The organism is Tardiphaga robiniae (genome assembly GCF_001618955.1).
Classification (GTDB): Bacteria; Pseudomonadota; Alphaproteobacteria; order Rhizobiales; family Xanthobacteraceae; genus Tardiphaga; species Tardiphaga robiniae_A.
In genome coordinates, this window is the sequence record NZ_LVYV01000023.1 from 355,688 (window position 1) to 381,616 (window position 25,929).

The 25,929-nt window shown below is 60.9% G+C and carries 23 protein-coding genes; 12 read left to right on the forward strand and 11 right to left on the reverse strand.

All coding sequences use genetic code 11. The features are described 5' to 3' along the window. The first annotated feature begins 197 nt into the window (after positions 1-197). From A4A58_RS19285 to A4A58_RS19330, 10 genes are all read left to right on the forward strand, one after another. Entirely contained in the window at positions 198-1,220 is a 1,023-nt protein-coding gene (locus A4A58_RS19285; protein ID WP_068735021.1) for a TRAP transporter substrate-binding protein, read from the forward strand. A 168-nt stretch (positions 1,221-1,388) separates the two neighbouring features. Next, a complete protein-coding gene (locus tag A4A58_RS19290) occupies positions 1,389-1,955 on the forward strand; it encodes a TRAP transporter small permease (RefSeq protein ID WP_068735024.1) in 567 nt (188 codons plus the stop codon). 5 nt (positions 1,956-1,960) lie between these two features. Next, positions 1,961-3,271 (forward strand): TRAP transporter large permease, encoded by a 1,311-nt coding sequence (locus tag A4A58_RS19295; RefSeq protein WP_068735026.1) that lies wholly within the window; start codon positions 1,961-1,963, stop codon positions 3,269-3,271. 4 nt (positions 3,272-3,275) lie between these two features. Then, positions 3,276-3,740, forward strand: coding sequence for a DUF3237 domain-containing protein (locus A4A58_RS19300; RefSeq protein WP_192855918.1), 465 nt, complete (start codon positions 3,276-3,278; stop codon positions 3,738-3,740). 167 nt (positions 3,741-3,907) lie between these two features. Continuing rightward, positions 3,908-4,843, forward strand: a complete 936-nt coding sequence (locus A4A58_RS19305; RefSeq protein ID WP_068735029.1) for a cyclase family protein — start codon at positions 3,908-3,910, stop codon at positions 4,841-4,843. Positions 4,844-5,020: 177 nt separating this feature from the next. Then, the gene (locus A4A58_RS19310; protein ID WP_068735031.1) at positions 5,021-5,812 is read left to right on the forward strand and encodes a crotonase/enoyl-CoA hydratase family protein; all 792 of its coding nucleotides are present in this window, start codon (positions 5,021-5,023) and stop codon (positions 5,810-5,812) included. Positions 5,813-5,877: 65 nt separating this feature from the next. Then, a complete protein-coding gene (locus A4A58_RS19315; RefSeq protein WP_068735032.1) occupies positions 5,878-7,761 on the forward strand; it encodes a feruloyl-CoA synthase in 1,884 nt (627 codons plus the stop codon). 49 nt (positions 7,762-7,810) lie between these two features. Then, the gene (locus A4A58_RS19320; protein ID WP_068735034.1) at positions 7,811-8,572 is read left to right on the forward strand and encodes an SDR family NAD(P)-dependent oxidoreductase; all 762 of its coding nucleotides are present in this window, start codon (positions 7,811-7,813) and stop codon (positions 8,570-8,572) included. Between the two features lie 129 nt (positions 8,573-8,701). Continuing rightward, positions 8,702-9,850 carry an ABC transporter substrate-binding protein gene (locus A4A58_RS19325; RefSeq protein WP_068735036.1) on the forward strand — a complete coding sequence of 383 codons (1,149 nt, stop codon included), beginning with the start codon at positions 8,702-8,704 and terminating at the stop codon, positions 9,848-9,850. A 192-nt stretch (positions 9,851-10,042) separates the two neighbouring features. Beyond that, entirely contained in the window at positions 10,043-11,191 is a 1,149-nt protein-coding gene (locus A4A58_RS19330) for an ABC transporter substrate-binding protein (protein WP_068735038.1), read from the forward strand. A 65-nt stretch (positions 11,192-11,256) separates the two neighbouring features. On the opposite strand, the gene A4A58_RS19335 is transcribed toward A4A58_RS19330, so the two are convergent. Genes A4A58_RS19335 through A4A58_RS19345 form a run of 3 tightly spaced genes read right to left on the reverse strand, consistent with a single transcriptional unit; the run spans position 11,257 to position 14,806 of the window. Beyond that, positions 11,257-11,988: an ABC transporter ATP-binding protein gene (locus tag A4A58_RS19335; protein ID WP_068735040.1), complete on the reverse strand. Its 732-nt coding sequence runs from the start codon at positions 11,986-11,988 to the stop codon at positions 11,257-11,259. Then, the gene (locus tag A4A58_RS19340) at positions 11,985-13,760 is read right to left on the reverse strand and encodes a branched-chain amino acid ABC transporter ATP-binding protein/permease (RefSeq protein ID WP_068735042.1); all 1,776 of its coding nucleotides are present in this window, start codon (positions 13,758-13,760) and stop codon (positions 11,985-11,987) included. Before A4A58_RS19340 ends, A4A58_RS19335 begins: the two co-directional genes overlap by 4 nt. Positions 13,761-13,765: 5 nt before the next feature. Continuing rightward, the gene (locus A4A58_RS19345) at positions 13,766-14,806 is read right to left on the reverse strand and encodes a branched-chain amino acid ABC transporter permease (RefSeq protein WP_068735044.1); all 1,041 of its coding nucleotides are present in this window, start codon (positions 14,804-14,806) and stop codon (positions 13,766-13,768) included. A 184-nt stretch (positions 14,807-14,990) separates the two neighbouring features. Here A4A58_RS19345 and A4A58_RS19350 point away from each other — a divergent pair, with 184 nt between their 5' ends. Further along, complete coding sequence (locus tag A4A58_RS19350) at positions 14,991-15,497, forward strand: MarR family winged helix-turn-helix transcriptional regulator (RefSeq protein WP_081421958.1); 507 nt, start codon at positions 14,991-14,993, stop codon at positions 15,495-15,497. A gap of 131 nt (positions 15,498-15,628) precedes the next feature. Here A4A58_RS19350 and A4A58_RS19355 read toward each other — a convergent pair whose 3' ends face one another. From A4A58_RS19355 to A4A58_RS19390, 8 genes are all read right to left on the reverse strand, one after another. Next, positions 15,629-16,909 carry a glycerate kinase type-2 family protein gene (locus tag A4A58_RS19355; protein WP_068735046.1) on the reverse strand — a complete coding sequence of 427 codons (1,281 nt, stop codon included), beginning with the start codon at positions 16,907-16,909 and terminating at the stop codon, positions 15,629-15,631. Between the two features lie 127 nt (positions 16,910-17,036). After that, positions 17,037-18,278 carry an ABC transporter substrate-binding protein gene (locus A4A58_RS19360; protein WP_068735047.1) on the reverse strand — a complete coding sequence of 414 codons (1,242 nt, stop codon included), beginning with the start codon at positions 18,276-18,278 and terminating at the stop codon, positions 17,037-17,039. A 180-nt stretch (positions 18,279-18,458) separates the two neighbouring features. Further along, positions 18,459-19,700, reverse strand: a complete 1,242-nt coding sequence (locus tag A4A58_RS19365; protein WP_068735049.1) for an ABC transporter substrate-binding protein — start codon at positions 19,698-19,700, stop codon at positions 18,459-18,461. A gap of 176 nt (positions 19,701-19,876) precedes the next feature. Beyond that, a complete protein-coding gene (locus A4A58_RS19370) occupies positions 19,877-21,109 on the reverse strand; it encodes an ABC transporter substrate-binding protein (protein ID WP_433993641.1) in 1,233 nt (410 codons plus the stop codon). Between the two features lie 158 nt (positions 21,110-21,267). Continuing rightward, entirely contained in the window at positions 21,268-22,503 is a 1,236-nt protein-coding gene (locus A4A58_RS19375; RefSeq protein WP_068735054.1) for an ABC transporter substrate-binding protein, read from the reverse strand. 160 nt (positions 22,504-22,663) lie between these two features. After that, complete coding sequence (locus A4A58_RS19380) at positions 22,664-23,887, reverse strand: ABC transporter substrate-binding protein (RefSeq protein WP_068735056.1); 1,224 nt, start codon at positions 23,885-23,887, stop codon at positions 22,664-22,666. A gap of 230 nt (positions 23,888-24,117) precedes the next feature. Next, positions 24,118-24,666, reverse strand: coding sequence for a sigma-70 family RNA polymerase sigma factor (locus A4A58_RS19385; protein WP_068735058.1), 549 nt, complete (start codon positions 24,664-24,666; stop codon positions 24,118-24,120). Then, positions 24,666-24,863 (reverse strand): NepR family anti-sigma factor, encoded by a 198-nt coding sequence (locus A4A58_RS19390; protein ID WP_068735402.1) that lies wholly within the window; start codon positions 24,861-24,863, stop codon positions 24,666-24,668. Before A4A58_RS19390 ends, A4A58_RS19385 begins: the two co-directional genes overlap by 1 nt. 223 nt (positions 24,864-25,086) lie before the next feature. Between A4A58_RS19390 and A4A58_RS19395 the strand changes: the two genes are divergently transcribed. After that, positions 25,087-25,887 carry a response regulator gene (locus A4A58_RS19395; protein WP_068735059.1) on the forward strand — a complete coding sequence of 267 codons (801 nt, stop codon included), beginning with the start codon at positions 25,087-25,089 and terminating at the stop codon, positions 25,885-25,887. Positions 25,888-25,929 lie beyond the last annotated feature (42 nt).

The window sequence follows — 25,929 nt, forward strand, 5'->3', positions numbered from 1 at the left end:
CTCCCGCGGTTGATATAGGCTCTGTCGTCCGACTGAGTTGACAAGTCAAGCGGGGTCGCGACACTGGCTCCGCAACGCGTGCGGTCGCACCGCTTGCAAGGATGATTATAACATATAACAATATCCGCAAAGGGCCATTCAAGGTCCGGTGAACACGTTCGAGAGAACACGTCCAAACGGACGTAGAGGGAGAGACGATGAGGAAAGCAATTCTCGCATTGCTGGCGGCTGGCTGCATCATGCCAGTGCTCACGCCCGCGCAGGCGCAAGACAAAACCGTCAATATGAAAGTGTCACTGTGGGTGCCACCGGCGCATCCGCTGGTGCCGGCCACGCAGGCCTGGGCCGCCGATATCGAGAAGGCCTCGGGCGGCAGCATCAAGATGTCGGTATTCCCCTCCGAGCAGCTCGGCAAGGCATTCGACCATTACGACATGGCGCGCGACGGCATCGCCGACATCACTTACGTGAATCCCGGCTATCAGCCCGGCCGTTTCCCGATCGCTGCCGCGGGGCAAATTCCGTTCGTGTTCTCGGAAGGCAAGAAGGGGACGCAGGCATTTAACGAGTGGTACCAGAAATACGCCAAGACCGAGATGAAGGATACGAAACTCTGCTTCGCCTTCATCCACGCGCCCGGCACGCTGCATGGCAAGAAGAAGATCGTGCTGCCGTCGGACCTCAATGGCGTGAAGGTCCGCCCGGCGCAAAGTACCATCGGTGAAATGGTCAAGCTGTTCGGCGGCACCAATGTGCAGGCCTCGGCGCCGGAATCGCGCGATGCGATCGAACGCGGCGTGGCCGACGAGATCGCGTTCCCGTGGGGATCGATCTTCCTGTTCGGCATCGATAAGGTGGTGAAGTATCACATCGATGCGCCGCTCTATTCGACGGTGTTCACCTACAATATCAACCTCGCCAAATACAACTCCATGTCGGACGGGCAGAAGAAGATCATCGACGATCACTGCACCCCGGAATGGGCCGCCAAGGTCACCGACCCTTGGGTGGACTACGAGGCTGCCGGCGTTGCCAAGATGAAAGCGCTGCCGGATCACGAGGTCTATCCGCTGACCCCGGAGCAACTTGCTGCCTGGAAGAAGGGAGTCGAGCCGTTGCACACCGCCTGGTCCGCCGCGGTCAAGAAGGCTGGCGGCGATGCGGATGCGATCGATGCAGAACTCAAGGCGTCGCTGAAGAAGCACAGCGCGGGGTTGTGAGAGTAGCACCGTCGTTCCGGGGCGCGCGCGTGCAACGCGCGTGAACCCGGAACCTCGAGGTGTTCAACCATACCGGGATTCCGGGTTCGCGCGGGCGTCGCCCGCACGCCCCGGAATGACGAGTTTGTTGCAAGACGAGTTCCGTTCTCCCATGAAATCATATCCCCCATGACCACCACGCCAGAAATCTCCCAATCCGGCGCCCTCGGTATTTCCCCGGAGCCTCCGCGCAGGAACGTGATGGATCGCTTCATCGATTCCATCGAGTGGATCGCCGCGTTCTTCGTCGGTATCGTCGCGTTGAACACCTTCATCGCGGTGTTCATGCGCAAGTTCTTCGCGGTGACGATCCCGGATTACTACAATGTCGGTCAGTTCATGCTCGGCGTGCTGATCTTCTGGGGCATCGCCGCGACCAGCTATCGCGGCTCGCACATTACCGTGGATCTGGTATGGGCCAATGCCACGCCGAAATACCAGCGCTGGATCGACGTGTTCGCAACACTGGTGCTTCTGTTCGTCGTAACGGTGCAGACCTACACGCTGTTCGACAAGGTCACGGATACCTATCGCAGCAATCTTGTCACCATGGATCTCCAGCTGCCGGTCTGGCCGTTCTTCCTGTTGTCCTGGATCGGCGACGGCGCCGCCGTGCTGCTGATCGCCATCCGTACCTACCGGCTGATCTTCCATCCCGAAGAGATGCACGAACCCGAAATCAAGACGGCAGAGTAAGTCGCATGGATCTCAGTAACGAAGCGGTTGCCGTCATCGGCTTTGTCAGCCTGTTCGTGCTGATGTTGCTGCGAGTGCCGGTTGGCATGGCGATGGGCCTGGTGGGCATCACGGGATTTGGCTATCTCACGGGCTTCGCGCCGGCGCTGAAACTGGTCGGCCAGACTACCATGCGGACGGTGACGGACTATTCCTTTGGCGTGATCCCGATGTTCCTCCTGATGGGCGCCTTCGTCTCGGTGTCCGGCATCAGCCGCGAGCTGTTTCGCGCGGCCAACACCTTTGTCGGCCACTGGAAGGGTGGCCTCGGCATCGCCACTATTGCGGCCTGCGGCGGCTTTGCCGCGATCTCCGGCTCGTCGGTAGCGACGGCCGCGACATTCTCCGCCGTTGCCTATCCGGAAATGCGGCGTTTCAATTATCCGCAGAGCTTCGCCACCGGCGTCATCGCCGTGGGCGGTACGCTCGGTGCGATGCTGCCGCCGTCCACAGTGTTGGCGGTTTACGGCATCATTACCCAGCAGGACATCGGCAAATTGTTCATCGCCGGCATCGTGCCGGGCCTGCTCGCCATCGTGATGCACATGATAACCATTGCGATCATCGGCGTGGTCAAGCCGGGCTTCTTACCGGCTGGCCCGAAAGCCTCGTGGCGCGAGCGCGCCGCGGCGATCCGCGATGTTTGGTCGCCATTGTTGCTGTTCGTCTTCGTGATTGGCGGCCTTTATGGTGGCTTCTTCATCCCGACCGAAGCCGGTGCGGTCGGCGCGGTCGGTGCGTTCATCATCGGCGTACTGCGCGGCAAGCTGAACAAGGACGGCATCCTGCAGTCACTACTACAAGCGACGCGGACCGCGGCTGCCGTGTTCACCGTGCTCATCGGTGCGCTGTGCTTTGGCTATTTTCTCACCATTACCCAGACCCCGCAGCACGTCACCGAGTTCCTCACCGGTCTCGGCATCGGCCCCTACGGCGTGCTGGCGCTGATCCTCCTGATGTATCTGGTGCTGGGCTGCCTGATGGATGCCATGGCCATGGTGATCCTCACGGTGCCGATCGTGTTTCCGGTGATCATGGCGCTTGGTTTCGATCCGATCTGGTTCGGCATCGTCATCGTCATGACCGTCGAGCTCGGCCTGATTCACCCGCCGGTCGGCATGAACGTCTTCGTCATCAAGAGTGTGATCAAGGACGTCAGCATGTCGACGATATTCAAAGGCGTGCTGCCATTCGTGTTTACGGACCTGATCCGGCTTGTGCTGCTGATCCTGTTCCCGCTGATTGCCACCTGGCTGCCGATGCGGATGATTGGGTGATGTCATGATCACACCGCCGCTTGCGACGAAATATGTCTTCAGCCTGTCGATCAAGGTCGGGGCACCGATCGTGGCCGGCGATCTCGGATATGGCATCCGTCGCGTCATCCCGGTCCTTGGCGGCACCGTGCAGGGTGAGGGCATCAAGGGTACGATCCATCCGGGCGGCGCCGATTTCCAGGTCATCCGTCCGGACGGCTTTACCGAGCTTGAAGCAAAATACACGTTCGAACTCGATGACGGCGCTGTTGTCTATATCGAGAATATCGGCGTCCGCTTCGGGCCGAAGGAACCGCTCGACTGCATTGCGCGCGGCGAGGCCGTCGATCCCGCTTTGATCTATTTCCGCTCGGTGCCGAAATTCGAGACCGGGCATCCGAAGTATCGCTGGCTGATGCAGAACCTGTTCATCGGCGTCGGCGCGCGGCATCCGGATCGGGTCGAATTGGCCGTGCACCAGATATTGTAGCGTCGCAGCGCAGCAAGATCCCGGACTACTCGTCGCATTTTAAACGATGTGACAAGGCGATAACTGCCGGCGACTTCCTGACGCGTTCGTTTCGCTTACTTTGGCCAGCTTCGTATTGTTAACTCGACTCGACCGGAAAAATCCGGCGATCATCGGGAGGATACAATATGCTGAAAGCTTGCGTGCTTGGGTGTTCGATGTCTCTGTTGGCCGTCATGTCGTCTGCATCAGCGCAGGACTGGACCAAATCGAAATGGGGCCCGAATGACGAAATCGGCGCCGCCAACTATATGAAGCCGGAACTGGTGAAGTCTGCTGCGCAACTGGTGAAGACCGGCAAGACCTATGCACTCGGCATTCCGGTGGGCGCGGATACGCCGGCCTATCCGCCCCGCGGTTTCAAGATCACCGTTGTACAGCCCGGTCAGGCCGGCAATCCCGGGCTCGGTCCCAATCATGCGACCTACAACGACGACATGCTCAACGGCTGGGTCGGCGTCGGCAGCCAGATGGATGGGCTCGGCCATCTCGGCGTCAATCACGTCTACTATAACGGCAACAAAATTGCTGACTTCGGTGATCCCACTGGCCTTAAGAAGCTCGGCATCGACAAGGTGCCACCGCTGGTCACCCGTGGCGTGCTGCTGGACATGGCGGCCTACTACAAGACCGACGTGGTCAAGGAAGGCACGGCTTTCAACGTCAAGGAAATCGAGGAGGTCGCCAAGGCGCAGGGCATCGAGATCAGGCAAGGCGACGTCGTGCTGTTCCACACCGGATGGCTCAGCCTGCTCGGCAAGGACGATAAACGCTACAATGCCGGCGAGCCCGGCCTTGGCGCCGAGGGCGCCAAATATCTGACCAGCAAAGGTGTCGTCGCGGTCGGCGCCGATACCTGGGGCGTCGAGGTGTTGCCGTTCGAAACCGGCAATGTGTTTGAAATCCACCAGATACTGTTGGCGATGAACGGGACCTACATCCTCGAAAACATGGACACATCCGAACTGGCCAAGGACAAAGGCTACGAGTTCCTGTTCGTGCTCGGTCAGCCCCGCTTCAAGGGCGGTGTGCAGAGCATGATCAACCCGGTGGCGATCCGCTAGCCATCGTGGGAGAGGCGATCCGGTCTGTTCTGCGGGGCAGGCGAGACCGGATCGCTGTTGTGCACCGGAATACCCGACTTTTTGTAGGACGAAATCAGCCCCTATTGCACCGCAAGATTGACTCATTCGGAGTTCGTTATAAGATATAATTATTCTAGCCAGGACCTAATCGCGCTCATGAACCAAACCGTCGCCGCTGCCGCCGCCATGCTCCAGATTGAAACCCAGGGTCGCGTGCTGATCGTGGGCCTGAACCGTCCCGCCAAGCGCAACGCGCTGAACGATGGACTGATCCTGGACATCGAGCGTTGCTTCGCGTCGCTGCCGGAAGACATCGGCGCGGTGGTGGTGCATGGCATCGGCGGGCATTTTTCCGCGGGTCTCGATCTGTCCGAACTCACCGAGCGCGACGCGACGGCCGGCCTCATGCATTCGCGGATGTGGCACCGGGTGTTCGATATCATCCAGCATTGCCGCGTCCCGGTGATCGCCGCACTGCAGGGTGCCGTGATCGGCGGCGGGCTTGAACTGGCTTGCTCCACACATATCCGCGTTGCCGATCCCTCGGTCTATTACGCGCTGCCGGAAGGCAGCCGCGGCATCTTCGTCGGTGGCGGCGGGTCGATGCGTCTGCCGCGCCTGATCGGTGTGCATCGGATGGCCGATATGATGCTCACCGGCCGCGTCTACAAGGCGGAGGAGGGCATGTCGCTCGGCTTCGCGCAGTATCTGACGGAAGCCGGCGGGGCCTTGCCCAAGGCCATCGAGCTTGCCGAGCGTGTCGCGCAGAACGCACCGTTGACAAATTTTGCCGTGCTGCAGGCCTTGCCGCTGATCGCCGAAGCCAGTCCGCAGACGGGCCTGATGCTCGAAGCGCTGATGGCCTCGGTGGCGCAGAGCGATCAGGAGGCGAAAAATCGCATCAGGGATTTTCTGGAGCGCAAGGCCGGCAAGGTGAAGCCCGGCTAATCCAGCAAGACGACAACGAACAAAAATAAAAGCAACAATCGGGACGAATACACAGGGCGGAAACAATGTCTGCAAGTGCCGACAAAATCGATCAGACAAAGCGAACGATAACCGCGCATCCGCTGCGGCCGATTTCCTATGGCGATCCCGCGGTCACCATCGAACGCCACGACGACGGCACCATCTATCTGCGCCCGACCAATACGATCGGTGACTATCCGGAACGCGTCACCGATTATCTGCATCACTGGGCCAGGGAGACGCCGGATCGCGTCTTCATGGCCGAGCGCGCGGAAGGCGGCGGCTGGCGCGAGGTCACTTACGCGCAGATGCTGGATGCCGCGCGCCACATCGCCTCGGCGCTGTTATCGCGTGGGCTGTCCGCCGACAGGCCCATCGTCATTCTCTCGGGCAATTCCATCGATCACGCGCTGATCGCTTTCGGTGCGCTCTATGCCGGCATTCCCTATGCGCCGGTGTCGCCGGCTTATTCGCTGGTGTCGAAGGACTACGGCAAGCTCGGCTATCTCATGAAACTACTGACTCCGGGGCTGGTCTTCGTCGATGACGCCAATGCGTTCACGAACGCCATTCACTTCAATGTACTGGCCGACACCGAAGTCGTCGTTTCCACTGGCGCTCTGCCGGACCGGTCGGTGACCAAACTCTCCGATCTGCTCGTGACGCCGGAGGCCGCCAATCTCGACGCTGCGAACGCTGCCATCGGTCCTGACACCATCGCGAAGTTTTTGCTGACCTCAGGCTCCACCGGCAATCCGAAGGCTGTGATCAACACCCAGCGCATGATGTGCGCCAACCAGATCATGCTGCGCGATACGCTGGCCTTCCTCAAGGACGAGCCGCCGGTGATCATCGATTGGTTGCCATGGAATCACACCTTCGGCGGCAATCACAATATCGGGCTGACGCTGTTCAATGGCGGCTCGATGTATCTCGACGACGGCAAGCCGACGCCCGCGGGCATCGAACAGACAATTCGTAATCTCCGCGAGATCTCGCCGACGGTCTATTTCAACGTCCCCAAGGGCTATGAATCGCTGCTGCCCTATCTGCGCAAAGATGCAGAGCTGCGTGAAAAATTCTTCGCCCGCTTGCATGCGATGTTCTTCAGCGGCGCGGCGCTGTCCGCCTATGTTTGGGACAGCCTCGATGAGCTCTCGGTTCAGACCACCGGCGTGCGCGTGCCGATGCTGACGGGTCTCGGCGCGACCGAGACCTCACCCTTCTTCATGTGCGTCAATCCCGTGACCAGCCGTTCCGGCCATGTCGGCCTTCCGGTGCCGGGCAACGAGGCCAAGCTGGTGCCGAACAACGGCAAGATGGAAGTACGCGCCAAGGGGCCGAACATCACGCCCGGCTATTGGCGCGAGCCGGAGTTGACGGCGAAAGCGTTCGACGAGGAAGGCTATTACATCTTCGGCGATGCGCTGAAGGCCGTCGATCCCAATGATCTTTCCGCTGGTTTCGATTTCGACGGCCGCATCTCCGAGGATTTCAAGCTTGGCAGCGGCACCTGGGTCAGCGTCGGCCCGCTGCGTGCACGCTTCGTCGGCACCTGTGCGCCGCTCGTGCGCGACGTGGTGATCGCGGGTATCAACCGCGATGAACTTGCAGCGCTCGTGATCCTCGATCTCGATGGCTGTCGCATGATCAATCCCGACCTGCCGGCTGGCGATCTTGCCGCGGCGGCTAATGATCCGATCATCCGCGACGCGTTCTGTGAGCGCCTCACGCGCTTCATGGCCGGCGCCACCGGCTCCTCGACGCGCATCGCCAAGGCGGTGCTGCTCGACATGCCGCTGTCCATCGATCGCGGCGAGGTCACGGACAAGGGCTCAGTCAATCAACGCGCGGTGCTGGAGCATCGCGCCAAGTTGATCGACGATATTTATGGAAATCCGGAAGCCGTGAAGGTGATTGCGATTTGATTGAAAGCCACCAACGAGCGGCAGAGAAATCGAAACACGGGAGGATATCATGCAACTGAAGAACCAGGCCGCCATCGTCACCGGCGGCGCATCCGGCCTCGGCGCGGCAACGGCCCGCAGGCTCGCTGCGCAAGGCGCAAAGGTCGCGCTGCTCGATCTCAACACAACGCTTGCCGACACCGTTGCAAAGGAGATCGGCGGCATCGCCATTTCCTGCGACGTGTCCGACGCCGCCTCTGCTGAAGCCGCGGTCGTCGCCGCCGCCAAGGCGCACGGCCCGGCGCGTGTGCTGGTGAACTGCGCCGGCATCGGCGTCGCCAAGCGCGTGATTGGCCGCGATGGTCCGATGGCGCTCGGCGATTTCGACAAGGTGATCCGCGTCAACCTTATTGGCTCCTTCAACATGATCCGCCTGGCAACGGACCCGATGTCCAAGCTGGAGCCGCTGGAAACCGGCGAGCGCGGCGTTGTGATCTCGACGGCCTCGGTGGCGGCCTATGACGGCCAGATCGGCCAGTCCGCCTATTCGGCGTCCAAGGGCGGGATTGTCGGCATGACGCTGCCCATCGCCCGCGAAATGGCGCAGTTCGGCATTCGCGTGCTGACCATCGCGCCGGGCCTGTTCATGACGCCGCTTTTGGCCGGCCTGCCGCAGGAGGCGCAGGACAGTCTCGCCGCGGCGATCCCGTTCCCGCGCCGGCTCGGCCATGCCGACGAATTCGCGTCTCTCGCACTGCACATGATCGATAATCCGTATCTGAACGGCGAGGTGGTCCGGCTCGACGCCTCGCTGCGCATGGCGCCACGTTAAGCCTGCGGCAAAGCATCAGTGCGCCGGCCCTTTACCGGTAAGGGCGCACTGACCTAAAGAAGGGGCTGATCAACCAGCCGAACTTTGATTTAGCTGAGAACATAAAAAATAACCTGGAGGGAGAGACCCATGACCAAGCATCACTTGGCGATCGCGGCCGTTGCCGCCTCGCTGGCACTGGCCGGCCCGGCCATTGCCCAGACCCCCGACATCACCATCGGCATCACAACGTCAACCACCGGCCCCGCCGCGGCGCTGGGCATTCCCGAGCGCAACGCACTCGAATTCGTGCCCAAGGAAATCGGCGGCGTTCCGCTGAAGGTTATCGTGCTCGACGACGGCGGCGATCCGACCGTCGCGACCACGAACGCTCGCCGCTTCGTCACTGAATCCAAGGCCGACATCATCATGGGATCGGCCACGACGCCGCCGACCATCGCGGTCTCGACCGTCGCCAACGAAGCCGGCATTCCGCATTTCGGTCTCGCGCCGTTCCCGATCACGCCGGAGCGCGCCAAGTGGTCGGTCGGCATGCCACAGCCGGTGCCGATCGTCGGCAAGGTGATGTATGATCACATGAAGTCGAAAGGCATCAAGACCATCGGCTATATCGGTTACTCCGACTCCTACGGCGATCTCTGGTTCAACGATGTGAAGAACCAGACCGGTCCGATGGACATGAAGGTCGTCGCCGAGGAGCGTTTCGCGCGCCCGGACACTTCCGTCACCGGTCAGGTGCTGAAGCTGATCGCCGCCAATCCTGACGCGATCCTGATCGGCGCCTCCGGCACTGCCGCGGCGCTGCCGCAGACCGAGCTGCGCGACAAGGGCTACAAGGGCCTGATCTACCAGACCCATGGTGCTGCCAGCATGGACTTCATCCGCATTGCCGGCAAAGCCGCCGAGGGCGTGCTGATGGCGTCGGGCCCGGTGATGTATCCGGAAGGTCAGGCCGATACGGCCCTGACCAAGAAGCCCGGTCTGGCGCTGAACGCAGCCTATGAGGCCAAATACGGCCCCAACAGCCGCAGCCAGTTCGCCGGCCACTCCTATGACGCCTTCGAAGTGCTGAAGCGGGTGATCCCGGTGGCGCTCAAGACTGCTAAGCCGGGTACCCCCGAGTTCCGCGAAGCTATCCGCCAGGCGCTGATGACCGAGAAGGAAATCGCGGCCTCCCAGGGCGTCTACAACTTCACGGAAAAGGATCGGTATGGCCTCGATGAGCGTTCGCGCATCCTGCTGACGGTGAAAGACGGCAAATACGTTCTCGCCCAGTAATGCAGATCTGACGGAGGGCAGGGGCGCCAAGCGCCTTTGCTTCGCCGGCATTTTTCGATAACAAGGCCGGCCCTCGCCAGAGGGTCGGCTTTTTGCTGTGCGCGAGCCTTCGCGCGGCCACAACCAGCGCCACGTCTGCCGGCATCGCTGCCGCTTTCGGCGCTCTCCGCTTCCACACGAGAAAGATTCGATATGTCCAAGCTTCATCTGGCGATTGCGGCCATTGCCGTCTCGCTGGCCATTGCGACCCCCGCTGAAACCCAGACTGCCGACATCGCCATCGGCATCAGCCTGTCGACCACCGGCCCTGCCGCGGCGCTGGGCGTGCCCGAGCGCAATGCACTTGAATTCGTGCCCAAAGACATCGGCGGCGTGCCGCTGAAGCTGATCGTGCTCGATGACGGCGGCGATCCCTCCGTCGCGACCACCAATGCGCGCCGCTTCGTGTCGGAATCCAAGGCCGACATCATGGTTGGCTCGTCGATCGTACCGTCCTCGGTCGCCATGTCGGCGGTCGCCAACGAAGCCGGCGTGCCGCATTTCAGCCTGTCGCCGATGCCGTTCACGCCGGCGCGTGTGAAGTGGTCGGTGGATATGCCGCAACCGGTCGAGATTGTCGGCAAGGTCATGTACGACCACATGAAGGCCCATGGCGTGAAGACCATCGGCTATGTCGGTTACTCAGACAGCTATGGCGACCTGTGGTTCAACGACCTCAAGGCCCAGACCAGTGCGATGGGCATGTCCATCGTCGATGATGAGCGCTTCGCGCGTCCTGATACGTCGATCACCGGCCAGGCGCTGAAGCTGATTGCAGCCAATCCCGATGCGATCCTTATTGGCGCGGCCGGCACCGGTGCCGGCATGCCGCAGTCCGAATTGCGCGACCGCGGCTACAAGGGCCTGATCTACCAGACCCACGGCGCCGCCTCGAACGACTTCATCCGCATCGCCGGCAAGTCTGCCGAAGGCGTGCTGATGGCTGCGGGCCCGGTGATGTATCCGGAAGGCCAGCCCGATACGGCGCTGACCAAGAAGCCCGGTCTCGAACTCAACGCAGTCTATGAAGCTAAATACGGCGCCCACAGCCGCAGCCAGTTCGCCGGTCACGCCTATGACGTGTTCGAAGTGCTCAAGCGCGTCGTGCCCGTCGCGCTGAAGACCGCCAAGCCTGGCACCCCGGAATTCCGCGAAGCCATCCGCCAAGCGCTGATGAGCGAGAAGGAAATCGCCGCGACACAGGGCGTTTACAACTACACCGAACAGGACCGCAACGGCGTCGACGATCGCTCGCGGATTTTGCTGACTGTGAAGGACGGGAAGTACGTTCCGGCGAAGTAAGGCGGAACACAGCTCAAACAAAAGCCGGCTGTCGCGAGACAGCCGGCTTTTTCATATGATCGAGATCAGATTGCGCTCGCGCCTTCGTGCTGAAAGCCAAGATAGCTGGCCACGACGCGCTGGTTGCTGGCGATATCGCTGGCGACGCCATCGAGGATGAATTCGCCGAGCTCCATCACATAGGCACGATCCGCGATCTTCAGCGCGGCCTGCGCATTCTGCTCGACCAGCAGCACCGAGACGCCGGCCGCCCTGAGCTCACTGACGATGCGGAAGATGTCGGCGACGATGATCGGGGCGAGGCCGAGGCTCGGCTCGTCGAGCATCAAGAGCTTTGGCGCGCCCATCAGAGCACGGCCCATGGCCAGCATCTGCTGTTCGCCGCCCGACAATGTGCCGGCCAGTTGCTTGCGGCGTTCCTTGAGGCGCGGGAACAGGGTGTAGACGTGCTCGAAAGATCGCGCGGCAGTCGCCTTGTCGATACGGAAGGCGCCGAGCAGCAGGTTGTCTTCCACATTCATCGTGGCGAACAATTCGCGATGTTCGGGCACGAGGCTGAGGCCGGCAGCGACGCGGTCTTCGATGTCGATCTTGGAGACGTCCTGTCCGGCGAATGTCACGCCACCCTTCAGCGGCAGGATGCCCATCACCGCATTGAGCAGAGTGGTCTTGCCGGCGCCGTTGGCGCCAATGATCGTGACGATCTCGTCGGCGCGAACCTCGAGATTGACCGCACGGACCGCCTCGACCTTGCCATAGGCGACATGCGCATCGGTGACTTGCAGCAACGCGCTCATGCGACCGCTCCCAGATAGGCCTTGATGACGTCGGGATTGGTCTTGATGTCAGCCGGTGTGCCCTCGGCGATTTTGGTGCCGAAATCGAGCACCACGATGCGGTTGGCGAGATTCATGACGAAGCCCATGTCGTGTTCGACCAGCAGCACCGACATGCCGCCATCGCGCAGCTGCCGCAGCAGCGATGCCAGTTGCTGCTTCTCCATGTGGCGGAGGCCGGCCGCGGGCTCGTCGAGCAGCAGTAGCATCGGATCGACGCAGAGTGCGCGGGCGATCTCGACGATGCGTTGCTGGCCGAGCGACAAGGATCCTGCGAGCTGGTTCATCTGGTCGCCGAGACCGACACGTTCGATCTGCTTGGCAGCTTCCGCGAGCAGCTTCGCTTCGTCGGCGCGGTCAAGCCTCAGCATGCTGGCGATGGCGCCCGAACGTCCGCGCAGATGCGCGCCGAGGGCGACGTTTTCCAGCACGGTCATATCGGGCACCAGCTTCACATGCTGGAAGGTACGGGCAATGCCGAGCTTGACGATCTCCTGCGGCGGCGCGCCGGACACACTCTTGCCGAGTACCGCGACCTTGCCGGCGGTCGCGGCCAGTACGCCGGTGATGAGGTTGAAGGTCGTACTCTTGCCGGCGCCGTTGGGGCCGATCAAAGCGACGATCTCGCGCGCCTGCACGTTGAACGACACGTCGTTGACGGCGACGACGCCGCCAAACTGCTTGCGTGCCTTGTCGACCTGCAGCAATACGCCGGTATCCGGACGATGGTCGTTGCGGGCGGGCAGTGCATCGGCCGGTGCGGGGCGCTTGCGGCTGTCGCCAGACGGCAGCCACGCGGTCAGCCACGGCCACATGCCAGTCGGCGCGAGTTGCAGCAGCGTGACGAGCAGGATGCCGAACACGATGGTTTCGAGCTGGCCACCGCCGCCGCCGAAGATCAGCGGCAGATAGCTCTGCAGGACTTCCTTGAGGATCACAACCACGGCTGCACCGAGCACGCCGCCCCAGACATAGCCTGCGCCGCCGACCACCGCGATGAACAGATATTCGATACCGAGATGCGGTCCGAACGGCGTCGGATTCGCAGCGCGCTGGAAATGCGCATAGAGCCAGCCGGACAGGCCGGCGAGAACTGCTGCGTAGATGAAGACCAGGAGCTTTGCGCGTGCCGTCTGCACGCCGAAGGCTTCGGCGGCAATATGGCCGCGGCGTAGCGCGCGGATGGCGCGGCCGGTCCGCGAGTCCAAAAGATTCATGGACAGCAGCGCGCAGATGATGACCGCGATCCAGATCGGGAAGTAGATCGAGCCGGGATCCAGCATCTTCCAGTTGCCGATCGACAGCGGCGGGATGCCCGAGATGCCGTCGTTACGGCCGAGGAATTCCAGCTTGCTGAACAGATAGAACAGGCTGATGCCCCAAGCAATGGTGCCGAGCGGCAGGTAATGCCCGGACAGGCGCATGGTGATGATGCCGAGCAACACCGCGGCGAGGCCTGAGACGATCAGCGACATTGGCAGCGTCAGCCACGGCGACATCCCGTAAGCCGTGGTGAGATAGGCCGTGGTGTAGGCGCCGAAACCGCAGAACGCCGCTTGGCCGAATGAGGTCAGGCCGCCGACGCCGGTGAGCAGCACGAGGCCCATGGCGACAAGCGCGGCGAGGCCGATATTGTCGAGCAGCACGATCCAGAATGGCGGCACGCCCGGCACGAACGGGATTGTGGCCATCACCAGCGCGAAGACGAGAATGGGAAGGATACGCGACGTCATGGTGCTCAATCCTTCTCTTCTTCGACTGCAGGTGCGGCGAGCGAACGCAGCACCAGAACCGGAAGGATCAGCGTGAAGACGATGACTTCCTTGTAGTTGCTTGCATAGAACGATGAGAACGCCTCGACGCAGCCGACCAGAATCGCGGCGGCGGCCGTGAGCGGATAGCTGACGAGGCCGCCGATGATGGCGGCGATGAAGCCCTTCAGGCCGATCAGGAAGCCGGTGTCGTAATAGAGGGTGGTGATCGGCACGATCAGGATGCCCGAGATGGCGCCGATGACCGAGGCCAGCAGGAACGCGATCTGGCCGGAGAGCGACGTGCGGATGCCGACGAGACGGGCACCGAGGCGGTTGACGGCGGTGGCGCGCAGCGCCTTGCCATAGAGCGTGTAGCCGAAGAACAGCCACAACCCGACGATTAGTGCGATGGTGATGCCATAGACGGCGATGCTCTGGCCGGTGAAGCGCAGCGCGCCGATGGTGATGGCGTCAGACGAGATCGCAGGTCCCCGCTGGCCCTCGGCACCGAAGAAGACGAGGCCAAAACCCTGTAGCGCGAGATGGCAGCCCACCGAGGCGATCAGCAGCACCAGAACCGAGGTGTGGGCGATCGGCTGGAACGCGATGCGGTAGAGATAGAGTCCGATCGCGGCGACGATCAGCAGAGACAGCGCGATGTTGAGGGCGATATTCCCCGGTCGTCCACCCAGCGCCCACATCACGCCCCAGATCGCCAGCGGGAACACGATATTGACCGCAATCGAGCGCAGTACGCGCCTGGCATCGAGCGCCTTGCGGAAGGTGAAGAGATCGAAGGCAAAGGCCACGACGCCCATGGCGACGGCGAGCTTGATGGTGCCCGGCATCTGGCCGGCCGAGAGGCTGGCATAGGTCAGCGCACCAAAGGTGATGAATTCGCCCTGGGGGATCAGGATGATGCGCGTCACCGCAAAGACCAGCACCAGGGCCAGCCCGAGCAGCGCATAGATCGCGCCATTGGTGATGCCGTCCTGCAAAAGGAACAGCAAAATCGTCGTATTCAAAGCCGCGCGCTCCCCCACACTGTCTGGCGCGCCGGATACCACAGGCGCGGGACGATCAACAATGGCGGTTGAAACCCGCCGTCTATTTGATATACTTCATAACGATTATTGAACATAATCTCAAGGCCTGTCGCACGTCGACCGGGTGTTTCATTCAAGCCGCCGGTATCGCGGAAAGCGAGCGATGACTGTTTCAAAGATGACGTCTCAGGATCAAGCCAAGCAGGTCGCGCCCGTCGGGTTCGACGAGGAGGGCGGTGCGCTGCAGCTCGGCGAACTGTCAGAGCTGCTGGGCTATTCGCTGAAACGCGCGCAGTTGAAGGTGTTCGAGGACTTTCTGCGCTGCATGGCGCCGCTGCAGCTGACGCCGGCGCAGTTCTCGGTCCTGCTACTGCTGGACAAGAACCCCGGCCGCAACCAGACTGAAATCGCCAATACGCTCGGCATTCTCCGTCCAAATTTCGTTTCGCTGCTTGACGCGCTGGAGAGCCGCGACTTGCTGACGCGGATGCGCTCGCCGAGCGATCGCCGCTCCCATGTGCTGATGCTCACCGACAAAGGCCGGGCCACGCTGGCGCGCGCGAAGAAGCTGGTGGCCACGCGGCACGAGGCCCGGCTGATCGAGGTGCTGGGGCCGGCTGAGCACAAAGCGCTGCTCGGGATGATGGCGAAGATCGCTCGGGAGTTCTAATTGTCATTCCGGGGCGCGATCTCGGCGCAGCCAAGAGCGCGAGCCCGGAATCCCAATATGTGAATCTCATTTCGAGATTCCGGGTTCGCGACCGCCAAGTCGCGCTCGCGCCCCGGAATGACGAGATAGTCTCAATCCACCAAAATCACCCTGATATCATTCACATTGGTCAGCGTCGGCCCGGTCTGCAGCAGATCGCCTGTCGCGGTGAAGAACGTCGTCGCGTCGTTATTCGCCAGCGTTGCCTTCGCATCGAGCTTCTGCGTACGCATGGCCTCGAACGTACGTGCATCGATGATCGCACCGGCGGGATCGCTGGCGCTGCCGGCGCCGCCATCGGCGCCGTCGGTGTCACCGGCCAATGCGACGATGCCTGTCGTGTCCTTGAACGCCTCGACCAGCGCCAGCGCGTATTCCTGGTTCGGGCCGCCGCGGCCGTTGCCCGTGACGGTCACCGTGAGTTCGCCGCCGGAGAGGATCGCGAGTTTCTTGCCGTCGGCCTGCGCTTTCAATGCGAGCTTCGCATGAGCGGCGGCAACCTCGCGGGCTTCGCCTTCGAGATCGGCGCTGAGATCGATGATCTCATAGCCAGCATCTTTCGCCACCTTGATCGCGGCATCGAGTGACTCGCGCGGACGTGCGATCAGCTCAAAATTCGCACGTGCGAATGCGACGTCGTTCGGCTTCACGCTTTCGTTCACCCTGTCACTGAGCGCCGCGCGCACGGCTTCGTCGATGGTGAGGTTGAACTTCGCGATGATCGCACGGGCATCGGCCAATGTGGTCGTATCCGGCACCGTCGGTCCCGATGCGATCACGGCGGGATCGTCATGCGGCACGTCGGAAATCGCCAGCGTCACGATCTCGGCCTTCTGCCCGGCGCGGGCAAGGCGGCCGCCCTTGATGCGGGAAAGATGCTTGCGCACGGTGTTGATCTCGCCGATTACCGCACCGGAGCGCAGCAGCGCGCGGTTGAGTTGCTGTTTCTGCTGGAAGGTGATGCCCGCCACCGGCGCGGTCCAGTTGGCTGAGCCGCCGCCGGAAATCAGCACCAGCAGCAGGTCGTCGGCAGTGGCTTCCGCTGCAAGCCTGAGGCTGTCGTCGGCACCCTTGAGGCCCGCTTCATCGGGCACGGGATGGCCGGCCTCGACCACACGGATGCGCCGTGTCGGCACGCCATGGCCATGGCGCGTGGTGGCGATGCCGGTGAGGCGCGCGGGATCTAGTTTCAGCGTGTCGAGATAGTGCTTTTCCGCGGCGGCAGCCATGGCGGCGGCGCCCTTGCCGGCGGCGAGGCAGATGATGCGGCCCTTCGGCGGCGCCGGCAGGTGGACGCTGAGGATGACATCGGGATGGGCCGCAGCAACTGCGGCATCGAAAATTGCGCGGAGCAGGGGGCGTTTATCGGTCATGCCCGGGGTTATGCCGCTCTACGACCTGAACGGCAAGATGCCTTGCCTGCGCTCTGAAATGTGGCGGGCAAAGAAAAAAGCCCTTCGCAACGTGCGAAGGGCTTTACCGTTTCATAGTGGGCAGAGATTAGCCCCCGCTGCCGCCTGTGCCGAGCTCGCCGGTGAGTACGTCGCCGAACAGTTTCCAGTTCTCGCCTTCGAAGCGCATCAGCTGCATCTGCTCGATCGGCGAGAAGTCGGTGGGCGAGGTGTTGACCTTGACGCCAGGCAGCAGCGTCGACTGCTGGACATCCTTGAGGTTCGCCGCCTGCTTCATCACATTGGCGCGGGTGAGGTCGTCACCGCACTGCTTGAGCAGGATCGCCATGGTCTCGGCGATATTGTAGCCGGACATCAGCGACGAATCCGAGGGGTTGCCGTCCGGCACGTATTTGGCGAGGAATTCGCGATAGGCCTTGATGCCCGGATCATCCTTCCACTGCGGGTCGGTGGCGTCCTTGGAGTAATGCGCGGAGAGCAAGCCCTGCGCATTCTCGAAGCCTGCGGGACGCAGTACCTGGCCGATGGAGACGCTGACGCCCGGCACGATCATGGTCGGCTTCCAGCCGAGTTCGGCGATCTTCTTGATGGTCTGTGCGGCAAACTTCGGCGTCGCGAAGATGATGACAACGTCGGGATTGACCGACTTCATCTTGACGATGTGGGAATCCACGGTCGGCTCGGTGAGCTCATAGCTCTCCTCGATGACGATGGACGAGGCCTTGTCGCCGAGGCCGTCCTTGACGCCCTTCAGGTAGTCCTTGCCGAAGTCGTCATTCTGGTAGAGCACGCCGATCTTGGCGCCGGCCTTTTCCTTCAGCAGGTACTTGGCGTAGATGCGGCCTTCGCTCTGGTAGCTGGGCAGCCAGCCCATGGTCCAGGGGAAGTTCTTCGGGTCGGCCCATTTGGTTGCGCCGGTGGCGAGGAACAGCTGCGGCACCTTCTTGGCGTTGAGATATTTCTGGATCGCCGTATTGGACGGTGTGCCGAGCGCCGAAAACATCAAGAGCACTTCGTCAGACTCGACCAGTTTGCGGGTCTGCTCAACAGCCTTCGGCGGCGAATAGGCGTCGTCATAGCTGATGTAGTTGATCTTGCGGCCGTTGATGCCGCCCTGATCGTTGATCATCTTGAAATAGCCTGCCTGCGCCTTGCCGACGGCGCCATAGGCCGAAGCCGGTCCGCTATAGGGCACGATATTGCCGAGCTTGATTTCGGTGTCGCTGGCGCCGGTGTCGTATTTCTTCTGGGCAAGGACGTGGGTCGAGGAAATGGCGAGCAACATGGTGGCGGCCGAGAGCGACAATAGCCGCGCGGACGTGGCAGACATTTGAGTTCCTTCCCTTGCTTGCAAGGCGAGATTTTCTTGTTCTGCAGGTTCTTTTGCTCCTGCGAGATAGTCATACCGCGATTGCACAATGGCTCAAATGGAAAGCGACCAAAACGCAATAAGGCCCGCGCTGTTTTTGACGCGGGCCTCAGTATTTTCCGTTATGTGGAATGAAGGCGATCAGCCACCCACATCGGCGCTAATGACCTCGCCGAACAACTCCCATTTATCGCCTTTGAAACGCATCAGTTGAAGCTGGCTGATCGGCGCAAAGTCGGTCGAAGATGTGTTGATCTTGATGCCGGGCAGCAGCACCTCGGTTCGGAAGTCCTTCAGGCTAGCCGCCTGCTTCATGACGTTTTCGCGGGTCAGGTTGTCACCGCACTTCTTGAGAACCTCGACCAGCGTCTGGGCGACCCCGTAACCGGTGACGATCAATCCATCGAGCTTGTTGCCTTCCGGAAAATCCTTGTCAAGGAAGGCGAGAAATTCCTTCATGCCGGGGTCGTTGCTCCACTGGGTGTCCGCGACGTCCTTCAGATACGCAGCGGAAATAATGTCCTGCGAGTTTTCGAAGCCGGCCGGCTTCATCACGCTGCCGATCGAGTTGGACACGTTGTTGAGGAAGTGCATCGGTTTCCAGCCAATCTCGGCGGCCTTCTTGATAGCCTGCGCCGCAAATTTCGGCGTCGTGATGTTGACGAACACGTCGGCGTTCAACGACTTCAGCTTGACGATGTGATTGTCGATGGTCGGTTCGGAGGTCTCGTAGCTCTCCTCCACCACGATCATTGAAGCGGCCTTTGCGCCAAGGCCGTCCTTCAGACCTTTGAGGTAGTCCTTGCCGTAGTCATCGTTCTGGTAAAGGACGGCAATCTTGGCGCCGGGCTTTTCCTTCAAAAGATATTTCGCATAGATCTGCGTCTCGCTCTGGTAGTTGGGCTGCCAGCCCATGGTCCAAGGGAAGTCTTTCGGGTCGTTCCACTTCGTGGCGCCGGTGGCCACGAACAGTTGCGGCACCTTCTTGCTGTTCATGTATTTCTGGATCGCCGAGTTCGGCGGTGTGCCGAGCGAGTTGAACACCAGCAGAACTTCGTCCGATTCCACCAGCTTGCGCGCCTGCTCGACGGTCTTTGGCGGCGAATAGGCATCGTCATAACTGATGAAGTTGATCTTGCGACCGTTGATGCCGCCAGCGGCATTGATCTTCTTGAAGTAGGCTTCCTCGGTTTTTCCGATCACGCCATATGCGGAGGCGGGTCCGCTGTAGGGCATGATGTTGCCGATCTTGATTTCGGTATCTGAGGCGCCGGTGTCATATTTTTTCTGGGCGAGCGCCCCGGTGGCGGACGCGGCGAGCAAAGCCAAGCCAGCCAAATAGGCGGCTGAAAACGCGGCCAAACGCAAGTGCATTGCGGGCATTTCTGATCTCCCTGATCAATTGTGATGTGTCACGTTTCTTGACGTGGAGCTCTGCGGCTCCTGAGAACATTCAACACCCACCTGCATGTCGCAGCAAGAAAAAGCCCCCGCGACGATGTCGCGGGGGCGGTATAATTCGTGTTCGCTGATGCAGCAGAACTGCTGCCGCAACTGAGCTATTGCGTCGCGACGTCGGCGCTGAAGATCTCGCCGAAGCGCTCCCACTTGTCGCCCTTGAAGCGCTGCATCTGCAATTGCGAGATCGGCGCGAAATCGGTGGGCGAGGTATTGATGGTGATGCCCGGCAGCAGCGTGTCGGGGGTAAAGTCCTTCAGGCTGGCGGCCTGCTTCATGACATTCGTCCGGGTCAGGTCGTCGCCGCACATCTGCAGCACCTTGACCAGCGTCTGCGCAGCACCATAGCCATAGACTGTGCTCGAATCCGCCTTGTTGGCGTCCGGCATGTATTTGTCGAGGAACGCGTTCCACTTCTTCATGCCGGGATCGTCCTTCCACTGCGAGTCGGTACCGTCCTTGGTGTAGGAGGCCGACAGCACGCCCTGTGCATTGTCGAAGCCGGCGGGCTGCATCACCGCTCCCACGGAAACGCTGACATTGGCGAGGATCTGCAGCGGCTTCCAGCCGAGTTCGGCGGTTTTCTTGATGGTCTGTGCCGCAAATTTCGGCGTGGTGAAAATCATCAGCACATCTGGGTTGGCGGCTTTGAGCTTTACCACATGGGTGTCGATGGTCGGTTCGGCGATCTCGTAGCTATCCTCGATGGTGATCATCGACGACGCCTTGGCGCCGAGACCGTCCTTGAAGCCCTTCAGATAATCCTTGCCGAAGTCGTCATTCTGGTAGAGCACGCCGATTTTCGCGTTCGGCTTCTCCTTCAGAAGATACTTCGCATAGATCTGCGCCTCGCTCTGATAGGAGGGCTGCCAGCCGATCGTCCACGGGAAGTTCTTCGGATCGTTCCACTTGGTGGCGCCGGTGGCGACGAAGAGCTGCGGCACCTTCTTGCCGTTCAGATATTTCTGGATCGCGGTGTTCGAGGGCGTGCCGAGTGGATTGAACACCACCAGCACCTCGTCGGATTCGACCAGCCTTCGCACCTGCTCCACGGCTTTCGGCGGCGAATAGGCGTCGTCGTAACTGATGAAGTTAATCTTGCGTCCGTTGATGCCACCCTGTGCGTTGATCATGTTGAAATAGGCGGTCTCGGTCTTGCCGATCGTTCCATAGGCAGATGCGGGGCCGCTATAGGGAATGATGTTGCCGATCTTTATTTCGGTGTCGGTGGCGCCGGTGTCGTATTTCTTCTGCGCGAGCGCGCCGCTGGCCGTCATGACAACTAACGCCAGTGCAGCGGGTAGCGCTGCCAGGCGCATGGATCGTACGAGCATCATGGATCTCCGTGATCGTTTCTTCCCAAGTTTTTTCGAAGTTCTGCGACTCCTGCCGGTATTGAATACCTCTGGAGTGCGAGCCACAAGAATAAGCCCCTGCGACCAAATCGCAGGGGCTCCGTTGTTTTAGTGGTGCAGTGCAAAGTGCTGCGATACTAGTCCGGCGAAGTCGTGTCGGCATTGATCACGTCGCCGAACAGCTCCCACTTGTCGCCCTTGAAGCGCATCATCCGCAACTGCGCGATCGGCGCATAGTCGGTGGCCGAGGTGGAGATGGTGATGCCCGGCAGCAGCGTGTCTGGCGCGAAGTCCTTCAGGCTTGCCGCCTGCTTCATGACATTTTCGCGGGACAGGTTGTCGCCGCACATCTCCAGCACCTTCACCAGCGTCTGCGCGGCGCCATAACCGTAGACGAGGCTGTTGTCGGTGCGATCGGCGCCCGGCATGTATTTGTCGATGAAGGCCGACCATTTCTTCATGCCCGCATCGTCTTTCCATTGCGAATCCGCGCCGTCCTTGCGGTAGTCGGCGGACAGGACGCCCTCTGCATTGGCAAAGCCTGCCGGCTGCATCACTGCTCCGACGGAAACGCTGACATTGGTCACGAGCTGCAGCGGCTTCCAGCCGAGTTCACCGATCTTCTTGATGCCTTGGGCCGCGAATTTCGGCGTTACGAAATGGACGACGACATCAGGATTGAGCGACTTCACCTTCACGATGTGGGAATCGATGGTCGGCTCGGAAATCTCATAGCTCTCTTCCGTAACGAGCATCGTGGCGGCCTTGGCGCCCAGCGCTTCCTTGAACGCCTTCTGGTAGTCCTTGCCGAAATCGTCGTTCTGATAGATCACTGCGACCTTGGCGTTCGGCTTCTCCTTCATCAGGTATTTTGCGTAGATTTGTGCTTCGACCGCGTAGCTCGGCTGCCAGCCCATCGTCCACGGGAAGTGCTTCGGATCGTTCCACTTGCTGGCGCCGGTGGCGACGAAGAGTTGCGGCACCTTCTTGGCATTCATGTATTTCTGGAACGCGGTATTTGACGGCGTGCCGAGCGAATTGAAGATGAACAGTGCCTCGTCGCTTTCGACCAGCTTGCGGGCCTGTTCGACCGCCTTCGGCGGCGAATAGGCGTCATCGTAGCTGATGAAATTGATCTTGCGGCCGTTGATGCCGCCCTGGTCATTGATCATTTTGAAATAGGCGGTTTCAGTCTTGCCGATCAGTCCGTAGGATGAGGCAGGGCCGCTATACGGCATAATGTTGCCGATCGTGATTTCGGTGTCAGTGGCGCCGGTGTCGTATTTCTTCTGGGCCAGCGCGCTGCCGCTGGTCGCGACGCTGAGGGCCGCGGCAACCGACAAAGCCAGTGCGCGCGATCGGATCGAAGGCATTTCAGAACTCCCTGATTTTTATTCGTCTTGTTTTGCGGGCCTTTGCGGCTCCGGCCGGATTGAACACCGTTCACGTGTATGCGGCAACAAAAAGCCCCTCGCGATGACGCCGCGAAGGGCTGCTTTATTGGGCAATGGATATGCCGTCCCCCGGTATAATTCAGCGGTTGATCTCGCCCGAGATCACAGGGCCAAATAACTCCCATTTGTCGCCCTTGAAGCGCATCATCTGCAACTGTTCGATCGGGTAGAAATCAGTCGCGGACGTGTTGAGCTTGACGCCCGGCAGCATCGTGTCCGGCGCAAAGTCCTTCAGGCTGGCGGCTTGCTTCATCACATTGGCACGGGTGAGATCGTCCCCTGCCTGCTTCAGCACCTGGACCATGGTCTGCGCTGCGCCATAGCCGTAGACTACAGAGATGTCGTTGCGGCGGGCATCCGGCGCGTATTTGGCCAGGAACGCATAGAAGCGCTGCATGCCGGGGTCATTGTCCCATTGCGGATCCGAGCCGTCCTTGGCGTAATAGGCCGACAGGATGCCCTGCGAGATCTCCTGTCCCGCCGGTTTCAGCACCGAACTGATCGATGCGCTGGCATAGCCCTGGATGTAGAGCGGCTTCCAGCCGAGTTCAGCCACCTTGCGAATGCTCTGTACCGCGGACTTCGGTGTGGTGACGCTGATGAACGTATCGGCGCCAGAGGCTTTCAGATTGATGACGTGGCTATCGATGGTCGGCTCGGTGACCTCATAGCTCTCGGCGGCGACCAGCATCGCCGATGCCTTGTCGCCGAGCCCGTCCTTCAAACCCTTCAGCACATCCTTGCCGAGGTCGTCGTTCTGATAAAGCACCGCGATCTTCGCGTCGGGCTTTTCGTTCAGCAGATATTTCGCATAGATGCGGCCCTCGCTCTCATAGGGCGGTTGCCACGCCATGGTCCACGGGAAAGCCTTGTGATTGCCGAAATAGGTCGCACCGGCGGCGACGAACAGTTGCGGCACTTTTTTGATGTTGAGATACTTCTGGATCGCCGCGTTGGACGGTGTGCCCAGCGGATTAAACACCACGAGGACCTCGTCTGATTCCACAAGCTTGCGCGCTTGCTCGACGGCCTTGGACGGGTTGTAGGCGTCGTCATAGCTGATGAAACTGATCTTGCGGCCATTGATGCCGCCCTGATCGTTGATCATCCGGAAATAGGCGGCCTCGATGATGCCCGCGATGCCATAGGCCGAAGCCGGCCCGCTATAGGGCATGATGTTGCCGATCTTGATCTCGTTGTCGGATGCGCCGGGATCGTATTGCTTCTGCGCGAGAGCATGACCTGCGCAGGCGAGGCTTAGCGCGGCGGCAAGCGAGATGGTTCGTGGTCGAAAGGCAGGCATTCCGGGTTGGTCCTCGTACAGCAGTCGCGAGGCGTTAATGGCATGTGCATCAACAAAAATCCCCCGCGACGTGAGCGCGAGGGGCACTTTCTGTGTGGCGGAAAGATGGTGGCGGTTCCTTCGCCCCGATGCGGAAGAAGTCGGCGCGCTGCTGATACATTCATATTCACTCGCACAAAAAAAGCGGCCACCGAAGTGACCGCTTATCTTGCCTCAATTGTCGGATCGACCTAACCGCCCGATCCGCCGATCACTGCCCGGACGGTATCGTCCGGGCCGAAGTCTTCCGCGCCATCCACATAGAGCAGGGCGCTGAGCTTCGACCGCGCGCGATTGACGCGGCTCTTGATGGTGCCGACGGCGCAGCCGCAGATCGTGGCCGCGTCCTCATAGGAGAAGCCCGATGCGCCGACGAGAATAAGCGCTTCGCGCTGATCCTGCGGAAGCTTCTCGAGCGCCGCGCGAAACTCCTCAAATTCCAGATGGGCGTTTTGCGCCGGCTGGGTCTTCAGAGTCTTGGCATAGCTGCCATCCGCATCCTCCACCTCACGCCGCCGTTTGCGATAGTCCGACCGGAACAGGTTGCGCAGAATGGTGAACAACCACGCAGGCAGATTCGAGCCGACCTGGAAGGAGTCGATATTGGCGAGAGCGCGCAACAGCGTTTCCTGTACGAGGTCATCGGCCCGGTCGCCGTTGCCGGAGAGCGAGATCGCGAAGGCGCGCAGGCTAGGCACCGACGCCAGAATGTCGTCGCGGAGTGAGTCTGTGAGAGGCATTATTCCCCTCCTTCATTTTTGCCAGGATCGCCAGCGATCTGGGCTTGAGCCTCAGCCCCGTCCAGCTTGCGGATCAGCTCCGCAAATCGGTCCGGCACGCCCTGTCGCACGACATCGTCGTACATGGCGCGCAACTGATGTCCGATCCGTGACTGGATTTCGGCGTTTAATCCGCCCTTTGGCTTCACATCTTTCATGACCCGTTCCACATTCCCCAGAAGATACGCCCCCTGGAATTTGAGAAATTTTCTTGATTTTTGAAGCCTTTGCGGCGTCTGTTCGCGATCTTAATGCGGAGCACGGCGGAAAGTTCCGACCTGGTGGAACTTTTGTCCGACTGGGACGTAGACACGCACATTGAAGGAACCGGTTGTATTCCGGTACCCCTTTGACTTTGATTTAGAACAGGATGGAGTGGGGATGTCCCGATCACAGCTCGTAGCTGAACACTTGCCGCTGTTGCGGCGCTATGCCCGCGCCCTCACAGGTAACCAGGCCTCAGGCGATGCCTATGTAGGCGCCATGCTGGAAGCGTTGCTGCAGGACCAGTCGCTGCTCGACGAGCAACACGGCGCCCGCGCCGGCTTGTTTCGTCTGTTCACCCAGATTTGGAACTCTGTCGCCTTGAATGACAATCCGGACGTCGCGCCGCTGCAGGCGGCGTCCGAGAAGCGCATTTCCAACATTACCCCGCTGCCAAGACAGGCCTTCCTGTTGCTATCGCTCGAAGGCTTCTCTGAAGAGGAAGTCGCCTTCGTACTCGACGCTGATGTGGCGGAAGTGCGTACGCTGGCCGACACGGCCGGCCGAGAAATGGCCGCCGAGATCGCTACCGACGTTCTCATCATCGAGGACGAGACCTTTATTGCGATGGATCTCGAAAGCCTCGTAAAGAATCTTGGTCATAACGTCATCGGCGTTGCCCGCACCCATGCGGATGCGGTGGCGCTCGCGAAGAACAAGAAGCCCGGCCTGATCCTCGCCGATATCCAGCTCGCCGATGGCAGCTCGGGTCTCGATGCGGTGAACGAGTTGCTGCGCATCTTCGAAGTGCCGGTAGTCTTCATCACCGCCTATCCGGAGCGTTTCCTGACTGGCGAACGTCCAGAGCCGGCATTCCTGATCTCGAAGCCGTTCCAGCCCGCGATGGTCTCGGCCGTCGCCAGCCAGGCGCTGTTCTTCCAGCGCAACTCAAAGAACAAGACGGCCAAGGCGTCCTGATTTCACTTTTATCGATTACGATTGCAGCGGCCGGGCCACGTC

What these genes read in the sequence shown, in the direction of transcription:
- A4A58_RS19305 (WP_068735029.1), top strand. Translation starts at nt 3,908, where the DNA reads ATGCTGAAAGCTTGCGTGCTTGGGTGTTCGATGTCTCTGTTGGCCGTC.
- A4A58_RS19380 (WP_068735056.1), bottom strand. Translation starts at nt 23,887, where the DNA reads ATGCCTGCCTTTCGACCACGAACCATCTCGCTTGCCGCCGCGCTAAGC.
- A4A58_RS19370 (WP_433993641.1), bottom strand. Translation starts at nt 21,109, where the DNA reads ATGCTCGTACGATCCATGCGCCTGGCAGCGCTACCCGCTGCACTGGCG.
- A4A58_RS19330 (WP_068735038.1), top strand. Translation starts at nt 10,043, where the DNA reads ATGTCCAAGCTTCATCTGGCGATTGCGGCCATTGCCGTCTCGCTGGCC.
- A4A58_RS19365 (WP_068735049.1), bottom strand. Translation starts at nt 19,700, where the DNA reads ATGCCCGCAATGCACTTGCGTTTGGCCGCGTTTTCAGCCGCCTATTTG.
- A4A58_RS19375 (WP_068735054.1), bottom strand. Translation starts at nt 22,503, where the DNA reads ATGCCTTCGATCCGATCGCGCGCACTGGCTTTGTCGGTTGCCGCGGCC.
- A4A58_RS19285 (WP_068735021.1), top strand. Translation starts at nt 198, where the DNA reads ATGAGGAAAGCAATTCTCGCATTGCTGGCGGCTGGCTGCATCATGCCA.
- A4A58_RS19350 (WP_081421958.1), top strand. Translation starts at nt 14,991, where the DNA reads ATGACTGTTTCAAAGATGACGTCTCAGGATCAAGCCAAGCAGGTCGCG.
- A4A58_RS19385 (WP_068735058.1), bottom strand. Translation starts at nt 24,666, where the DNA reads ATGCCTCTCACAGACTCACTCCGCGACGACATTCTGGCGTCGGTGCCT.
- A4A58_RS19320 (WP_068735034.1), top strand. Translation starts at nt 7,811, where the DNA reads ATGCAACTGAAGAACCAGGCCGCCATCGTCACCGGCGGCGCATCCGGC.
- A4A58_RS19315 (WP_068735032.1), top strand. Translation starts at nt 5,878, where the DNA reads ATGTCTGCAAGTGCCGACAAAATCGATCAGACAAAGCGAACGATAACC.
- A4A58_RS19390 (WP_068735402.1), bottom strand. Translation starts at nt 24,863, where the DNA reads ATGAAAGATGTGAAGCCAAAGGGCGGATTAAACGCCGAAATCCAGTCA.
- A4A58_RS19310 (WP_068735031.1), top strand. Translation starts at nt 5,021, where the DNA reads ATGAACCAAACCGTCGCCGCTGCCGCCGCCATGCTCCAGATTGAAACC.
- A4A58_RS19300 (WP_192855918.1), top strand. Translation starts at nt 3,276, where the DNA reads ATGATCACACCGCCGCTTGCGACGAAATATGTCTTCAGCCTGTCGATC.
- A4A58_RS19340 (WP_068735042.1), bottom strand. Translation starts at nt 13,760, where the DNA reads ATGACGTCGCGTATCCTTCCCATTCTCGTCTTCGCGCTGGTGATGGCC.
- A4A58_RS19360 (WP_068735047.1), bottom strand. Translation starts at nt 18,278, where the DNA reads ATGTCTGCCACGTCCGCGCGGCTATTGTCGCTCTCGGCCGCCACCATG.
- A4A58_RS19290 (WP_068735024.1), top strand. Translation starts at nt 1,389, where the DNA reads ATGACCACCACGCCAGAAATCTCCCAATCCGGCGCCCTCGGTATTTCC.
- A4A58_RS19325 (WP_068735036.1), top strand. Translation starts at nt 8,702, where the DNA reads ATGACCAAGCATCACTTGGCGATCGCGGCCGTTGCCGCCTCGCTGGCA.
- A4A58_RS19295 (WP_068735026.1), top strand. Translation starts at nt 1,961, where the DNA reads ATGGATCTCAGTAACGAAGCGGTTGCCGTCATCGGCTTTGTCAGCCTG.
- A4A58_RS19335 (WP_068735040.1), bottom strand. Translation starts at nt 11,988, where the DNA reads ATGAGCGCGTTGCTGCAAGTCACCGATGCGCATGTCGCCTATGGCAAG.
- A4A58_RS19355 (WP_068735046.1), bottom strand. Translation starts at nt 16,909, where the DNA reads ATGACCGATAAACGCCCCCTGCTCCGCGCAATTTTCGATGCCGCAGTT.
- A4A58_RS19395 (WP_068735059.1), top strand. Translation starts at nt 25,087, where the DNA reads ATGTCCCGATCACAGCTCGTAGCTGAACACTTGCCGCTGTTGCGGCGC.